14 protein-coding genes and 1 tRNA gene are annotated in these 15,776 nt (G+C 63.1%); 3 read left to right on the top strand and 12 right to left on the bottom strand.

Annotation, left to right across the window (positions count from 1 at the left end):
* Window positions 1–5 precede the first annotated feature (5 nt).
* From HV711_RS07455 to HV711_RS07405, 11 genes are all read right to left on the bottom strand, one after another.
* A complete protein-coding gene (locus HV711_RS07455; RefSeq protein ID WP_013587775.1) occupies window positions 6–1,259 on the bottom strand; it encodes an NADH-quinone oxidoreductase subunit D in 1,254 nt (417 codons plus the stop codon).
* Window positions 1,260–1,268: 9 nt separating this feature from the next.
* Window positions 1,269–1,871 carry an NADH-quinone oxidoreductase subunit C gene (locus HV711_RS07450; protein ID WP_013587774.1) on the bottom strand — a complete coding sequence of 201 codons (603 nt, stop codon included), beginning with the start codon at window positions 1,869–1,871 and terminating at the stop codon, window positions 1,269–1,271.
* A gap of 19 nt (window positions 1,872–1,890) precedes the next feature.
* Entirely contained in the window at window positions 1,891–2,370 is a 480-nt protein-coding gene (locus tag HV711_RS07445) for a NuoB/complex I 20 kDa subunit family protein (protein WP_006052903.1), read from the bottom strand.
* 63 nt (window positions 2,371–2,433) lie between these two features.
* Entirely contained in the window at window positions 2,434–2,793 is a 360-nt protein-coding gene (locus tag HV711_RS07440; RefSeq protein WP_013587773.1) for an NADH-quinone oxidoreductase subunit A, read from the bottom strand.
* 160 nt (window positions 2,794–2,953) lie between these two features.
* Window positions 2,954–3,038: transfer RNA gene (locus tag HV711_RS07435), tRNA-Leu, on the bottom strand.
* Between the two features lie 112 nt (window positions 3,039–3,150).
* The gene (gene secG / locus HV711_RS07430; RefSeq protein ID WP_013587772.1) at window positions 3,151–3,546 is read right to left on the bottom strand and encodes a preprotein translocase subunit SecG; all 396 of its coding nucleotides are present in this window, start codon (window positions 3,544–3,546) and stop codon (window positions 3,151–3,153) included.
* Window positions 3,547–3,627: 81 nt separating this feature from the next.
* On the bottom strand, window positions 3,628–4,407 hold the full coding sequence (tpiA, locus tag HV711_RS07425; protein WP_013587771.1) for a triose-phosphate isomerase: 780 nt from the start codon (window positions 4,405–4,407) through the stop codon (window positions 3,628–3,630).
* Window positions 4,408–4,579: 172 nt separating this feature from the next.
* Window positions 4,580–5,596: an NAD(P)H-quinone oxidoreductase gene (locus tag HV711_RS07420; RefSeq protein WP_035487049.1), complete on the bottom strand. Its 1,017-nt coding sequence runs from the start codon at window positions 5,594–5,596 to the stop codon at window positions 4,580–4,582.
* Between the two features lie 266 nt (window positions 5,597–5,862).
* Window positions 5,863–8,010, bottom strand: coding sequence for a polyribonucleotide nucleotidyltransferase (gene pnp, locus HV711_RS07415; RefSeq protein WP_175145035.1), 2,148 nt, complete (start codon window positions 8,008–8,010; stop codon window positions 5,863–5,865).
* A 407-nt stretch (window positions 8,011–8,417) separates the two neighbouring features.
* Complete coding sequence (rpsO, locus tag HV711_RS07410; protein ID WP_006048211.1) at window positions 8,418–8,690, bottom strand: 30S ribosomal protein S15; 273 nt, start codon at window positions 8,688–8,690, stop codon at window positions 8,418–8,420.
* Window positions 8,691–8,968: 278 nt separating this feature from the next.
* Complete coding sequence (locus HV711_RS07405) at window positions 8,969–10,300, bottom strand: branched-chain amino acid ABC transporter substrate-binding protein (RefSeq protein WP_035486989.1); 1,332 nt, start codon at window positions 10,298–10,300, stop codon at window positions 8,969–8,971.
* Between the two features lie 188 nt (window positions 10,301–10,488).
* On the opposite strand from HV711_RS07405, the gene HV711_RS07400 reads away from it, so the two are divergent.
* The 3 genes from HV711_RS07400 to HV711_RS07390 all read left to right on the top strand — a co-directional run bounded on the left by HV711_RS07400 (window position 10,489) and on the right by HV711_RS07390 (window position 13,593).
* Window positions 10,489–11,049 carry a hypothetical protein gene (locus tag HV711_RS07400; RefSeq protein ID WP_013587767.1) on the top strand — a complete coding sequence of 187 codons (561 nt, stop codon included), beginning with the start codon at window positions 10,489–10,491 and terminating at the stop codon, window positions 11,047–11,049.
* A 235-nt stretch (window positions 11,050–11,284) separates the two neighbouring features.
* The gene (locus HV711_RS07395; RefSeq protein ID WP_035486986.1) at window positions 11,285–11,917 is read left to right on the top strand and encodes a carbonic anhydrase; all 633 of its coding nucleotides are present in this window, start codon (window positions 11,285–11,287) and stop codon (window positions 11,915–11,917) included.
* A gap of 107 nt (window positions 11,918–12,024) precedes the next feature.
* Window positions 12,025–13,593: a SulP family inorganic anion transporter gene (locus HV711_RS07390; protein WP_035486983.1), complete on the top strand. Its 1,569-nt coding sequence runs from the start codon at window positions 12,025–12,027 to the stop codon at window positions 13,591–13,593.
* A 298-nt stretch (window positions 13,594–13,891) separates the two neighbouring features.
* On the opposite strand, the gene HV711_RS07385 is transcribed toward HV711_RS07390, so the two are convergent.
* A complete protein-coding gene (locus tag HV711_RS07385) occupies window positions 13,892–15,439 on the bottom strand; it encodes a 2-isopropylmalate synthase (protein ID WP_013587764.1) in 1,548 nt (515 codons plus the stop codon).
* Window positions 15,440–15,776: the final 337 nt, after the last annotated feature.

Here is a 15,776-nt window from a genome sequence, read left to right as displayed (position 1 = left end):
ACGTCCTAGCGATCGACTTCGCCGAACACGATGTCCTGCGTGCCGATGATCGTCACGGCGTCGGCGATCATGTGCCCGCGCGCCATTTCGTCCAGTGCGGACAGGTGCGCATAGCCCGGCGCGCGAATCTTGAGGCGATACGGCTTGTTCGCGCCGTCCGAGATCAGATAGATACCGAACTCACCCTTCGGATGTTCCACTGCGGCATACGTCTCGCCTTCCGGCACATGGAAGCCCTCAGTGAACAGCTTGAAGTGGTGAATCAGTTCTTCCATGTTCGACTTCATGCCCACGCGCGACGGCGGTGCCACCTTGTGATTGTCGATCATTACAGGGCCCGGATTCTTGCGCAGCCACTCAATGCACTGTTTCACGATACGCGTTGACTGGCGCATTTCCTCGACGCGAACCAGATAGCGGTCGTAGCAGTCGCCGTTCACGCCGACCGGGATGTCGAAGTCGAGCTTTTCGTACACTTCGTACGGCTGTTTCTTGCGCAGATCCCATTCGACGCCCGAGCCGCGCAGCATTGCACCGGACATGCCGAGCTGCAAAGCGCGCTCGGGGCTGACCACGCCGATCCCGACCAGACGTTGTTTCCAGATACGGTTGTCGGTGAGCAGCGTCTCGTATTCGTCGACGTACGTCGGGAAACGCGTGAAGAAATCGTCGATGAAATCGAGCAGCGAACCTTGACGGTTCTCGTTCATCTTCGACAATGCCTTCGCATTGCGAATCTTCGACGCCTTATATTGCGGCATTGCGTCAGGCAGATCGCGATAGACGCCGCCCGGACGGTAATACGCCGCGTGCATGCGCGCACCGGACACCGCTTCGTACACGTCCATCAGATCTTCCCGCTCGCGGAACGCGTACAGGAACACAGCCATCGCACCGACGTCGAGCGCGTGCGCGCCGATCCACATCAGATGGTTCAGCACGCGCGTGATTTCGTCGAACATCACGCGAATGTACTGCGCGCGCACCGGCACTTCGATGCCGAGCAGTTTTTCGATAGCCATCACATAGCCGTGCTCGTTGACCATCATCGACACGTAGTCGAGACGGTCCATATACGGCACCGACTGGATGAACGTTTTGGTTTCGGCGAGCTTCTCGGTAGCGCGATGCAAAAGGCCGATATGCGGGTCGGCGCGCTGAATGACTTCGCCGTCGAGTTCCAGCACGAGGCGCAGCACGCCGTGCGCTGCCGGGTGTTGCGGGCCGAAGTTGAGCGTGTAGTTCTTGATCTCTGCCATGGCGTTCTCTTAGTGTTTCAGACCGCCATAGCGATCCTCGCGGATCACGCGCGGCGTGATTTCCCGCGGCTCGATCGTCACAGGCTGATAGACGACGCGCTTTTCTTCCGGGTCGTAACGCATTTCGACGTAGCCGGAAACAGGGAAATCTTTACGGAACGGGTGACCAATGAAGCCGTAGTCGGTGAGAATGCGGCGCAGGTCCGGGTGGCCTTCGAAGACGATGCCGTACAGGTCGAAGGCTTCGCGCTCGTACCAGTTCGCGGAATTCCAGACTTCGACGACGGACGGCAGAATAGGCATGTCGTCGTCCGGCGCGAACACGCGCAGCCGCAAACGCCAGTTATTCTGCACCGACAACAAATGCAGCACGGCCGCGAAACGCGGGCCGTCATACGCGCCGTCGGCATAGGTTTGATAGTCGACGCCGCACAGGTCCATCATCTGGTCGAAACCGAGCGAGCGGTCGTCGCGCAGACGCGTTGCCACGTTGAGGTAGTCGCTTGCTTTCACGACGATCGTCAACTCACCGATTGCCTCGGTAGTGCTCAGCAGGAGGCCGCCAAAGGCCGCCTCGAGGTTCGCTTTCAGGGTCTCGAGTTTGCTTGCCATATTGTGGGGAGGCGTTGCCTTATTGACGGGCGATTGTGTTGGTGCGGCGAATCTTGGCCTGCAACTGGATCACGCCGTAAACCAGCGCCTCCGCTGTGGGCGGGCAACCCGGCACATAGACGTCGACCGGCACAATGCGGTCACAGCCACGCACCACCGAATACGAGTAGTGGTAATAGCCGCCGCCGTTCGCGCACGAACCCATGGAAATCACCCAGCGCGGCTCCGCCATCTGGTCGTACACCTTGCGCAGAGCCGGCGCCATTTTGTTACACAGCGTGCCGGCGACGATCATCACGTCCGACTGACGCGGACTGGGACGAAACACCACACCAAAACGGTCGAGGTCATAACGGGCCGCGCCCGCATGCATCATCTCGACCGCGCAGCACGCCAGACCGAACGTCATCGGCCACAGGGAGCCGGTGCGCGTCCAGTTGATCAGTTTGTCAGCCGTCGTGGTGACAAACCCTTCCTTCAAGACCCCTTCGATACTCATTTGCTTTCCACTCCAGACGGGGCGGCAAGCTTTAGCCACCCGCGCAAACCGGCGATTAAACCATCATTCCCAGTCGAGGCCGCCCTTCTTCCAGATATAGGCGAAGCCCAGCAGGAATTCGAGCAGGAAAATCATCATCGCCATGAAGCCAGGCCAGCCGATGTCGCGCAGGGCCACACCCCACGGGAACAGGAACGCGGTTTCAAGATCGAAAATGATGAAGAGAATGGCGACGAGGTAATAGCGCACGTCGAACTTCATGCGCGCATCTTCGAATGCTTCGAAGCCGCACTCGTACGGTGCGTTTTTCTCGGTATCGGGCTTGTTAGGACCGAGGATCTTGCCGATACTGACCAGTGCTACGCCTAAACCGGTGCCCACAAGGAGGAACAACAAGACGGGGAAATAGGCTGCGAGGTTCAAGACTATCCTCAATCGGTTGGTTCTGAGTGCCGTCAGGAGCATAGCACCCCTGACGAGAAATCACTTCTGAGACGTACACGCCGCAGACCAACGCAAACGGCGCGCCAGAAGTGAAAATGCCAGCCGAAGCGAAGCAAGCGGCTGGCATTTAGATAACATTTGGTGCCGACGGCGAGACTCGAACTCGCACAGCTTTCGCCACTACCCCCTCAAGATAGCGTGTCTACCAATTTCACCACGTCGGCACTGTATGCAATCCGGGAAAACAACTTGTAAAACCCGCGAATCGCTTCAAGACTTAGATTGTAACTGCTTTAAACAGATTGTTCAACGCACAAACGCACTTTCTACGAAAATTTATTTCGGCACGTCGGTAGCAGGCACGGACGCAGCCGATGCCGCGAGCGCAGCCGAACCACCAGCCGGCGCGGACGCAACGGGAGCAGCGGGAGCAGCCGAAGCAGCGACCGGTGCAGTGACCGCCGCGCCCAGCACGCCGGCCGACGGTTTCACGCGATACGCGCCGAGATACGTGAGCGCCAGCGTTGTAACAAAAAACACGGCGGCGAGCACGGCGGTGGTGCGCGACAGGAAGTTTGCCGAGCCGGTCGCACCGAACAGACTGCCCGACGCGCCGCTGCCGAATGCCGCGCCCATATCGGCGCCTTTGCCGTGCTGCAGCAAGACGAGGCCGATGACCCCGAGCGCCGACAGCAGCTGAACGACGATAATCAAAGTTTTCAAATACAGCATTACACTCACCTGAGTCTTTATTGAGCCGAGACTCGCAAACTGCGAGACCCGGAATGGGTCACCCCCGCCGCGGCGCCCTGCTCAACTCGCGGCTGCCGTTGCAGCCGCCGCTTTGCAGATCGCCAGAAAATCCTGGTCCTTCAACGACGCGCCGCCGATCAGACCGCCGTCGATATCCTGCTGACGGAACAACTCTTCCGCATTGTCGGGCTTCACGCTGCCGCCATACAACAGCGGCACGCCCGCGACCTCAGCACCCTTTACCGCAAGACGCGCGCGCAGAAACGCATGGACCGCCTGCGCCTGCTCCGAACTCGCGCTCTTACCGGTGCCGATAGCCCAGACGGGCTCATAGGCGACGACGATACGCGCCGCTTCTTGCGCCGACAGTTTCGCCAGCACTTCGTCCAGCTGCGCGCCGACCACCTGCTCCGTCGCGCCCGCTTCCCGCTCTTCCAGCGTTTCGCCGACACACACGATCGGCGTCAAGCCCGCCTCGAGCGCACGCTGCGTCTTGACCGCGACGAGCTCCGCGCTCTCGCGGTGATAGGCACGCCGCTCCGAGTGCCCGACGATTGCAAACGTGGCACCGAAATCCGTCACCATTTGCGCAGCAACTTCGCCGGTATAGGCACCGTGCGTAAAAGCGGAAACATCCTGCACACCCCACACCACCCGGCTGCCTTCGAGCAACGACTGCGCTTGCGCGAGATATGGGCTCGGCACGCACACACCTACGCGCACCGCAACCGGCAGTTCGCCCGCGCCTTTTGCCACGGCCTGCAGCAGCCCGGCGTTCTCGGCGAGGCGCCCATGCATCTTCCAGTTACCCACTACCAGTTTGGCTCGTTGTGTCGACATCGTCTCGTCTTGTCTTCTGTTGACGGCGGGCCTCGCTTGCGCGTGTTGCGTTGCGCTTACAGTCCGCCTTTCGGATTCATGCGGCGCGCGCAAAACGCGCAATTTTACTGCGTGGGGGAGATCGGGTCAAACACACGCGTTGGCACCCGCTCCCGCCGCCGGACGGCTCGCATCAAGCGTCCTGACCCCACGTCAGCACAATCTTGCCGACATGCGTGCTGCTTTCCATCAACGCGTGCGCGTCGGCGGCCTGCGCGGCGGGAAATACCCGATGCACCACCGGTTTGATTCGCCCGCCTTCCAGATGGGGCCACACCTGCTCCTTCAACTGCGCGGCAATTTTCGCCTTGAACTCCACTGGCCGCGGACGCAGCGTCGAGCCCGTCACGGTCAAGCGGCGACGCAGCACTTCGTTGAGGTTGAGTTCCGCTTTCGCGCCGCCCAACAGCGCGATCAGCACGATACGGCCGCCGTCTGCCAACGCCGTCAGCTCGCGCGACACGTAACTGCCGGCCACCATGTCGAGCACCACGTCGACGCCGCGATCGTTGGTCAGCGACTTGATGACTTCGACGAAATCTTCAGTCTTGTAGTTGATCGCACGCTCGGCGCCCAGCGCTTCGCACGCGCGACATTTGTCGTCCGAACCGGCGGTTGCGAAAACGCGGAAACCGAGCGCGTGCGCGATCTGGATCGCGGTCACGCCGATGCCGCTCGAGCCGCCCTGCACCAGCAGCGTTTCGTTCGCGCCACCCTCGCCCTTGCCGAGCTGCGCGCGGTCGAACACATTGCTCCACACGGTAAAAAACGTCTCCGGCAGCGAGGCAGCCTCGACATCCGACAGACCGGCCGGCGCCGGCAGGCACTGCAACAACGGCGCGACGGCGTATTCGGCGTAGCCGCCGCCCGCCAGCAGCGCACAGACGCGATCGCCGACTTTCAAACCAAACGGATTGTTCTTTTCGTCGATGTCGCCGCCGACGATTTCCCCCGCCACTTCCAGCCCCGGCAGGTCGGACGCGCCCGGCGGCGGCGCATAGGCGCCCTTGCGCTGAAACACGTCCGGACGGTTGATGCCGGAAGCCGCCACCTTGATCAGCACCTCGCCCGCTTTGGGCTGCGGCGTGGGCCGCTCCGCAAGCTTGAGAACTTCCGGCGCTCCGAATTCCGTGATTTCGATCGCTTTCATCTGCGTCAACTCCAAGATTGGATTGCGTTGCACACCGCGCATTCTGCACGCGGTTCGCGCTGGCGGGACCTCATGCGCATTGTCGCCCGATTGCGACAATGACGTGCGCGCTACCCGATTTTCGCCAACCGCCCCCCAATGCAAGCGGCGTACCGTTTAGGCCCGTTTGAGCGACCCACAGCCATTCGCAACGCAATTCACCCTGCGTCCACCAAGAAAAACGGCCGGCGCGCGTTCGCGCTGCCGGCCGTTGTGCCACTACCGCTTTACTGCGGCGCCGGCTCGCCTTGCGGCGCACCCGACGCGGCGTCGTTCAACAACGCCTTCGCCGACAAACGCACGCGGCCCTTCTCGTCCGTCTGGATGACCTTGACCTTCACTTGCTGGCCGTCCTTCAGGTAGTCGTTGATGTCCTTGATACGCTCGTTGGCGATTTCGGAGATGTGCAGCAGACCGTCCTTGCCCGGCAGGATGTTCACGATCGCGCCGAAATCGAGCAGCTTGAGCACCGTGCCCTCGTAGACCTGGCCCACTTCGACTTCCAGCGTAATGTTCTCGATACGCTTTTTCGCTTCGGCCATACCTTCGCTGCTGGTGCTTGCGATGGTCACGACGCCGTCGTCGGAAATATCGATCGTCGTGCCGGTTTCTTCCGTCAGCGCGCGGATCACCGAACCGCCCTTGCCGATCACGTCGCGGATCTTTTCCGGGTTGATCTTGATGGTGATCATGCGCGGTGCGAACTCCGACAATTGCGTGTTCGCGCCCGACACCGCCGAAGTCATCTTGCCGAGGATATGCATGCGGCCTTCCTTCGCCTGCGCGAGGGCGACCTGCATGATTTCCTTCGTGATGCCCTGGATCTTGATGTCCATCTGCAGCGCGGTCACGCCCTGCTCCGTGCCCGCCACCTTGAAGTCCATGTCGCCGAGGTGATCTTCGTCGCCGAGGATGTCGGTCAGCACAGCGAACTTGTTGCCTTCCAGAATCAGGCCCATGGCGATGCCGGCGACGTGCGCCTTCATTGGCACGCCGGCGTCCATCAGCGCGAGGCAGCCGCCGCACACCGAAGCCATCGACGAAGAACCGTTCGATTCCGTGATTTCCGACACGACGCGGATCGAGTAGCCGAATTCGTCGGCGCTCGGAAGACACGCGGCCAGCGCGCGCTTCGCCAGACGGCCGTGACCGATTTCGCGGCGCTTCGGCGAGCCGACGCGACCCGTTTCGCCGGTCGCGAACGGAGGCATGTTGTAGTGAAGCATGAAGCGTTCGCGGTACTCGCCTTCGAGCGCGTCGATGTTTTGCTCGTCACCCTTCGTGCCGAGCGTGGCCACCACCAGCGCCTGCGTTTCGCCGCGCGTGAAGAGCGCCGAGCCGTGGGTGCGCGGCAGCACGCCCGTGCGGATCTCGATCGGGCGCACCGTGCGGGTGTCGCGTCCGTCGATACGCGGCTCGCCGTTCAGGATCTGCGTACGGACGATCTTCGCTTCGATGTCGAACAGCACGTTGCCGACGGTCGCCTTGTCGGCCGCCACCGTGCCGCTTGCCGCGGCTTCTTCTTCCAGCTTCGCCGACACCGCTGCGTAGACTTCCTTCAGCTTGGTCGACCGCGCCTGCTTGTCGCGGATCTGATAAGCCGCGAGCAGATCGGCTTGCGCCAGTTCCGTCACGCGCGCGATCAGCGGCTCGTTCTTCGCGGCCGGTTGCCAATCCCATTCCGGCTTGCCGCCTTCGCGGACCAGATCGTGGATGGCGTCGATCGCGACTTGCATTTGCTCATGGCCGAACACCACGGCGCCGAGCATCACTTCTTCGCTCAGCTGCTGCGCTTCCGACTCCACCATCAGCACCGCGCGTTCCGTACCGGCGACCACGAGGTCGAGCGCCGAGTCCTTCATTTGCGGACGCGTCGGGTTCAGCACGTATTCGTTGTTGATGTAAGCCACGCGCGCTGCGCCGACCGGGCCGTTGAACGGCAGACCGGACACCGCGAGCGCCGCCGACGCGCCGATCAGCGCGGGAATGTCGGCGGGGATGTCCGGGTTGAGCGACAGAACGTGAATGACGACCTGCACTTCGTTGTAGAAGCCTTCCGGGAAGAGCGGACGCAGCGGACGGTCGATCAGGCGCGAAATCAGCGTTTCGCCTTCCGACGGACGGCCTTCACGGCGGAAGAACCCGCCCGGAATCTTGCCGGCAGCGTAGGTCTTCTCGAGATAGTCGACCGTCAGCGGGAAGAAGTCCTGGCCCGGCTTCGCTGTCTTGGCGCCGACCACGGTTGCCAGAACCACGGTGTCTTCGACGTCGACGATGACCGCGCCGCTCGCCTGGCGAGCGATTTCACCGGTTTCGAGGCGAACGTTGTGTTGTCCCCACTTAAATTCTTTGACGACCTTGCTGAACATAGTCATTGCTTTTCCTCATCGTAATGCCGCGCGGAACAGAAGCGGCGCGGCAACGCCAGGACCGGCGCCGCATGGGAAGAGGTGTGTTATGCCATTCCAGAGAGCCGCATGCTGCGTCGCCGGTCATGCGAAGGCCGGCGAGGCGCGCGAACCGCTGGAATGACACAAAGCTCCGCCCTGAAGCCCGGCCATGTTTCTATTTCTGCTTTTTCTACTGCTTTGTGCTGCGTTCTGCTGCTATTTTCTGCTGCCTGTTACTGCCTTCACTGCTGCGAGCCCGCCGCGCGAACCGACACGCCGCTGCGAAGCCCGGCGGCGCACCTCACGCGATGCACGCCGCGCAAAAACAAAATGCCTGCATCAGCGGAACTGACACAGGCATCTTGCTGAACGACTAGCCGATTACCGGCCGCTTACTTACGCAGACCCAGCTTCTCGATGAGAGCGCGGTAACGGTCCGCGTCCTTACCCTTCAGGTAGTCGAGCAGCTTGCGGCGGCGGCTCACCATGCGCAGCAGACCGCGGCGGCTGTGGTGATCTTTCGCGTGTGCCTTGAAGTGAACGGTCAGTTCGTTGATGCGGGTCGTGAGCAGCGCGACCTGAACTTCGGGGGAGCCGGTGTCGTTGGCTGCGCGTGCGAATTGCGCGACGACTTCGGACTTCTTGCTTGTGTCAACTGCGGACATGTCGATTTCCTTGAGAACTAGACAGGCGGTCACGGAAGAAAGGCCGTGCCGTGGATTACCCGTGCAAACTGGCGCCGCAAACTGCTTTCCAAACTGCTGCTTTCAAACTACTGTAAAACCGCTTTTCGGACAGCTCGTGTACTGCCGGCAACGCAACGGGACGCGTATTGTAGCACAGTGCAATCCCGCCGCGAACCCCGCCGCGCCGGGCGAAATAGCATCCGCGGGGCATCCGCGCGCGGCGGCATCACGGCACGCCGGTGCCCACCGATGCAGACTTACGGCCGCTTCATCTTGCAGACTGTCGGCGGCACCGTGCGCTCCGCCGGCAATGCAAGCACCGTGCGGAAGCCGAACCCGGAGCCTTCGTTGTCGAAACGCACGCCGCGCGTGCCGGCCTTGTCCATTTCCATCACGTAAAGGGGCTGGATCAATTGATGGTCGTCCGCCCGCATCCATGACGCGTGAAAGCCGTTGTCGAACCGGATGCCTTCCAGTGCGCGCGCGACCGCCGTCGGATCCGCGGTTTTCGCGCGGTTCATCGCCGCGGCCAGGGTTTCGATCATCAACGGCATGCGCAGCACCGGATAGTCGTCCTGCGCCGCCGGGAAGCGCGCGCGGAACGCCTGATACCACGCATCGGAGGCCGCGCCGCCCGCGTTCGGATGCCAGTCCGCCACCGCGATCACGCGCCCGACGCCCGCCTCGCCAAGCGCAGCCGGCGCGCCGAGACTGTTCCCATAGAACGTGTAGAACTTCGTGTCGAGGCCCTGCTCGCGCGCCGCTTTCACGAGCAGCGTCAGGTCGTTGCCCCAGTTGCCCGTGATCACGGCATCGGCACCGCTCGCGCGCATTTTCGCGACGTACGGCGCGAAGTCCTTCACGCGGCCTATCGGATGGAACTCGTCGCCGACCACTGCGATGTCCGGGCGCTTCGCCCGCAGCGCCGAGCGCGCGAGACTGCTCACGTCGTGCCCGAAGCTGTAGTCCTGGTTCAGCAGATAGACCTTCTTGATCGCCTTGTCGCGCTGGATCACGTCAGCAAGCGCGTCCATGCGCATGCCCGCATGCGCGTCGAAGCGGAAGTGCCAGAAGCTGCAGTTGGCATTCGTGAGCGCGGGGTCGTCGGCGGAATAGTTGAGGAACAGCTCGCGGTTGCCCGGCTCGCGGCTGTTCTGCTTGTCGATGGCGCTGATGAGCGCTGCCGCGACCGCTGAACTATTGCCCTGCAGGATATAGCCAATGTGCCGATCGGCCGCCGCGCGCAGTTGCGTGAGCGCTTCTTCGGTGCCGCCCTTGCTGTCCAGCACCACCAGCTCGAGCGGATGCGCACCGTCGGCGAGTTGCACACCGCCGCGCGCGTTGACCTGCTCGACACCGAAGCGCAGATTGCGCTCCACCGCGGCGCCGGCGTTCGCAAACGGACCGGACATGCCCTCGATCAGCGCAAGCTGGATCGGCGCGCCGGAGGGCTTCCGCGCCGTTTCAGCGACGTTGGCCGTCTGGGCCGTCTGGGCCGTCTGCGTCGCGCGAGCCCCGCCGGCCGCCGCCATCATTGCCACAGAAATTGCCGCCAGGACCACTGCCGTCTTCCGTTGCCACTTCGCCATCGCCCGTTTCCGTCTGGTTCGTCAAAGCGCGGATCATAGGGCGCGGGCGACGCAATAAGCAAGCCGCGCGAGACGCTTCCGTACACGCCGGCCCGCGCGCGAACGGGCAAATCTTTTACAGCGCCGCGTGTCAAAATGCTCTGTGTTGACGATAAAAACCGCTATTTGAAAAGTCACTGGAGGAATTCATGTCCAACCGCCATCACCGCAAGGCGGCCTCGACGGAGGCGCCGGCTGCGGGACCTGCCGGGCGCCTGCGCCGCGCGGCGCTCGCAGCCTTGAGCGCACTCGCGCTGGCCGGCTGCGCGCAGCCCTGGCAGCAGTACCAGGCTGGCGCCGACGAGTCGACAATCGTCGCGCGTCTCGGCCCGCCGCGCGAAAGCTACGATCTGCCGAACGGCGGCAAGCGCCTGATGTGGCCCACGCAGCCGATGGGTGAGACCACCACTGCGGCCGACATCGACGCGTCCGGCAAGATCGTCAACGTGCGCCAGGTCTTGCAGCCGAACGAGTTCTATCGCGCCGAAGTCGGCAAGTGGACGAAGGGCGACGTGCTGGTGAATTTCGGGCGCCCGGTCGAAACGTCTTACTTCCCGTTGATGAGGCGCGAAGTCTGGACCTATCGCTATCTCGAGGACAACGTCTGGTACATGATGTTCAGCTTCTATTTCGACGACCAGGGTGTGCTGCGTCTCACGCAAAAAACGCCCGATCCGCTGCATGATCCCGATCGCCGGAACCTGTTCTAGCTCGCGCTGTCATTGAATCTACGCGCATCTCCGAAAGCCGCTCGCGAAGCGGCTTTTTTTTATTTATTTCGCATCGCAACGAATTTTATTTCACACACAGACGATTAATTTTTTGATAGAAAGGCTTTTGTAAGCATCGATCCGGTGCTGGCCGTCGCTCCAAAAGAAGTGCGGCCACGCGGCACCGCCGTGATTCCTGCACCGGACGATGCGCCCCTTTCTGGAGCCGCTATCGATGAATCGTCCTAAACGCCTTCTCGTCGCCAACGTCGCATGGGCGCATGACACCGCCGAGCGCAACCCCGAATTTTTCCGCGACCTGGCGCGCGGTCAGAATCCGCACGTGCTGTGGATCGGCTGCTCGGACAGCCGCGTGCCCGCCGAAACCATCACGCATTGCGAGCCGGGCGACCTGTTCGTCCACCGCAACATCGCCAACCTCTTTCATTCCGACGACGACAACTCCGCGAGCGTTCTCGAATACGCGGTGCGCGTGCTGAAGGTCGGTCATGTGATCGTCTGCGGGCATTACGGCTGCGGCGGCGTGCGCGCGTCGCTCCTGCCGCCCGATCCGGGGCTGCCGCATGTGAACCGCCGCATCGCGCCGCTGTGTTCGCTGGCGAGAGCGCATCGCGACGAGCTCGACGCAAAAGCGAGCGAACGCGAGCGCGTCGACCGGCTGGCCGAGCTCAACGTGCTCGAACAGGTGCGCCAGCTGCGCGCGAATCCGATCGTGCGCGACGCCGAGCCCGCGCCGCTCGTGCACGGCTGGATCTTCGCGCTCGAAGACGGACGCCTGAAGGTGCTCACGTCCGGCTACGAAGCCGACGACGCGATGACCTGCGAGACAGCCGCGCACAGCGCTTAGCGCCTAGCTACCCTCGATCGCCGAGATGCGCCTCGATGTGCCACGGGCGCCATCCTGTGGTTCAGCCTTCGTCTTACACAGGCATCACTTACTTCTGCACCGACATCATGAATCTTCGAGCTTTCTTTTCGACATTTCAGCGCGACGCCCTTGCGGGCACCGTCGTTTTTCTCGTAGCGCTGCCGCTGTGCCTCGGCATTGCCAATGCATCCGGTGTCGAGCCGTTCGCCGGGCTCGTGTCGGGCATCGTCGGCGGGCTGGTCGTCGCCGTCCTGAGCGGCTCGCGGCTGAGCGTCAGCGGACCGGCGGCGGGTCTCGTCGTGATTGTCGTCGACGGGATCGCGCAGCTCGGCAGCTTTTCCGCGTTCCTCGCGGCGGTGCTGTTGTCCGGCGCCATCCAGTTCGGCTTCGGCATGCTGAAGGCAGGCCGCTTTGCCGCGTACGTGCCGTCGCCCGTCATCAAGGGCATGCTTGCCGCCATCGGCATCCTGCTGATCGTCAAGCAGTTTCCGCTCGCGCTCGGGCTCGTGAATGGGCCAGCCGAAGGCGCGGCGTCAGCGGGCGGCACAATCACGGCGCCGTTCGGCACGATCTCGGCGGTGGCCTGCGTCATCACGCTGCTGTCGCTTGCGATCCTGTTGGCCTGGGAAACGCGACCGATGCGCCGCTTCGCGCTGGTGCGCATTGTGCCCGCGCCGCTCGCCGTCGTGCTGCTCGGGATCGGCGCGACGCTGCTCCTGACCATGCTCGCGCCGTCGCTCGCCCCGCCGGCCGAACATCGCGTCGCGCTGCCGTCGCTCGAATCGTTCGCGGCCTTGAGCGTCGCGCTCGAATGGGCCGACTTCGGCCCGCATTTCGCCCAACTCGTCAATCCGGACGTGTGGCGCGTGGCGATCACGCTTGCGATCGTGGCGAGCCTCGAAACCTTGCTGAGCCTCGAAGCGGTCGAGCAGATCGACCCCGAACGCCGCCCCGCGCCGCCGGATCGTGAACTGAAGGCGCAAGGCGTGGGCAATCTGATTGCAGGCGCGATCGGCGGGCTGCCGATCACCGCGGTGATCGTGCGCAGTTCGGCGAACGTACATGCCGGCGCGCAAAGCCGGCTGTCGGCGATCATTCACGGCGTACTGCTGCTCGTGAGCGTGTTCGCGTTGACGAGCGTCATCAACCTGATCCCGCTCGCCTGTCTTGCCGCGATCCTGATTTTCACGGGGCTGAAGCTCGCCAAGCCGTCGCTGTTCGTCGCGGTCGCGAGGCAGGGCTTTGCGCCGTTCGCGCCGTTTATCGTTACGCTGGTCGGCGTGCTGGCGACCGATCTGCTGATCGGCATTGTGCTCGGCATTCTGTGCAGCGTGCTGCTCGCGCTGTATGCGAATCTGCGGCGCCCTATCGTGCTCGCGCAGCATGGCGATCACTATTTGCTGTCGTTCCGCAAGGACGTGTCGTTCCTCGGCAAAGTGCCGCTCAAGCACTATCTGCAGCAAATTCCGGACGGCGCCACGCTGATCGTCGACGCGACGCGCGCCGATTTCGTCGATCACGACGTGCGTGAAATGCTCGACAGCTTCGTGGACGAGGCGCCCCGCCGAGGCATCGCGGTGGAAGTGCGGCATCAGGTCCGCACGCAGGCGCGCGCGGCGCGCGGCTGGCCGATGCGACGCGCGGCAACCGAGTAACGTGGGGAGACGGCGGCGGGTAAGCACGACGCGCCCGCCGCATAAAAAAACCCCGCGCCGTTTGAGGCGCGGGGCTTGACGTTGGTTGGGGCGGGTTAGTGCGGTGGCTGCTGGCTAGCAGCGATTGGCGCTGGCTGGCACCGTTGCTGCTGGTTAGCGCCGATTGCCGCTGGTTGCCGCCGCCTCGCGTTGGCGGCGCCGCTTCTTCCCGCCTGGCGCTGCTTGCCGATCCGCGGCGCTTGACGCCGCAAGCAGACAAATCGCGCCTCGCCGCTCCAGGCCGCCACCCTGCCCGGCTTCACTCCGAGCGCTGCGGGTTAAGCTTGTCGGAGTTCGAATACAGCTTGTTGAGCGCCGAGATATACGCTTTCGCCGACGCCGCGACAATGTCCGGATCGGTGCCGACACCATTGACGATGCGCCCGCTCTTCGACAGCCGCACGGTCACCTCCCCCTGCGCCTGCGTTCCCGTGGTGATCGCGTTCACCGAGTAAAGCAGCAGCTCCGAACCGCTGCCCACTTCCGTTTCGATCGCGTTGAGCGTGGCGTCCACCGGACCGTTGCCGCGCGCTTCGCCGGTGATTTCCTTGCCGTCCACTGCGAACACGATCTTCGCCTGCGGCTGCTCGCCGGTCTCCGAATGCTGCGACAGCGACACGAACTTGTAGTGCTCCTTCTCCTGCGCCTCAGCCGATTCCTCGGTGACGATCGCGATGATGTCCTCGTCGAAAATTTCTGCCTTGCGGTCGGCCAGTTCCTTGAAGCGCGCGAATGCGGTATTGAGTTCGGCCTCGCTGTCGAGCGCGATGCCCAGTTCCTGCAGGCGCTGCTTGAACGCATTGCGGCCCGACAACTTGCCGAGCACGATCTTGTTCGCGCTCCAGCCCACGTCTTCCGCGCGCATGATTTCGTACGTGTCGCGCGCCTTCAGCACGCCGTCCTGGTGGATGCCCGACGCGTGTGCGAACGCGTTTGCGCCCACCACGGCCTTGTTCGGCTGCACGACGAAACCGGTGATCTGGGACACGAGCTTCGACGCCGGGACGATCTGCGTGGTATCGAGACCGAGTTCGAGCCCGAAATAGTCCTTGCGGGTCTTCACGGCCATCACGATTTCCTCGAGCGACGTATTGCCCGCCCGCTCGCCGAGACCGTTGATCGTGCACTCCACCTGACGCGCGCCGCCGATCTGCACGCCCGCCAGCGAATTGGCGACCGCCATGCCGAGGTCGTTATGGCAATGCACCGAGAACACGGCCTTGTGCGAGTTCGGAATGCGCTCGCGCAGCGTTTTGACGAGATTGCCGTACAACTCCGGCACGCCGTAACCGACCGTGTCTGCAATGTTGATGGTGGTCGCGCCTTCGGCGATCACCGCTTCCAGCACGCGGCACAGGAAGTCCATGTCCGAGCGGCTGCCGTCTTCCGGCGAAAACTCGACGTCGTCGGTGAATTTGCGCGCGAAGCGCACCGCCAGCTTCGCCTGCTCGAACACCTGGTCCGGCGTCATGCGCAGCTTCTTTTCCATGTGCAGCGGCGACGTCGCGATGAACGTGTGAATGCGGAAACGCTCGGCAGGCTTCAGCGCGTCGGCCGCGCGTTGAATGTCCTTGTCGTTCGCGCGCGCAAGCGAGCAGATGGTGCTGTCCTTGATCAGCCCGGCAATGGTGTGAATGGCGTCGAAGTCGCCGTTCGAGCTTGCCGCGAAGCCCGCTTCGATCACGTCGACTTTCATCCGCTCGAGTTGCTTCGCGATACGGATTTTTTCTTCTTTCGTCATCGACGCGCCGGGCGATTGCTCGCCGTCACGCAGCGTAGTGTCGAATATGATCAGTTTGTCGGACATGTCGAGTCTCCTGCGGAGTACTTTAATTGGGGGAATCGGATAGGGATTCGGGATGCGGTCGCGCCGAGCGCCACGGCGGTGACAACTCGGCATCACCTCAGCGTCATGTCAACGGCAAGTCAACATCGCGGACGGCGCTCGAGCATGAGCGAGGCGAACAGCGGCACGGCCGGTTAGCGTGGTTGCCGCGGGGCTGGCAGGCCCGTCAGCGAAGCTTTATGCCGACCCGGCTCCGTAGCCGCGGCGCCGACGGAAAAAGGAACGTGGACGCAGTCATCCAACGACTATAGCGGCATTCCACCTGCCGTGCAATTGGCGCCGGGCCTGCCTGGCAAGC

Origin of the sequence: Paraburkholderia phenoliruptrix, from assembly GCF_902859825.1 — a bacterium.
In the GTDB taxonomy this organism is placed as follows: Bacteria; Pseudomonadota; Gammaproteobacteria; order Burkholderiales; family Burkholderiaceae; genus Paraburkholderia; species Paraburkholderia phenoliruptrix.
Note: the sequence above shows the minus strand (reverse complement) of the source record. Positions and strands in the feature narration are given on the sequence as shown.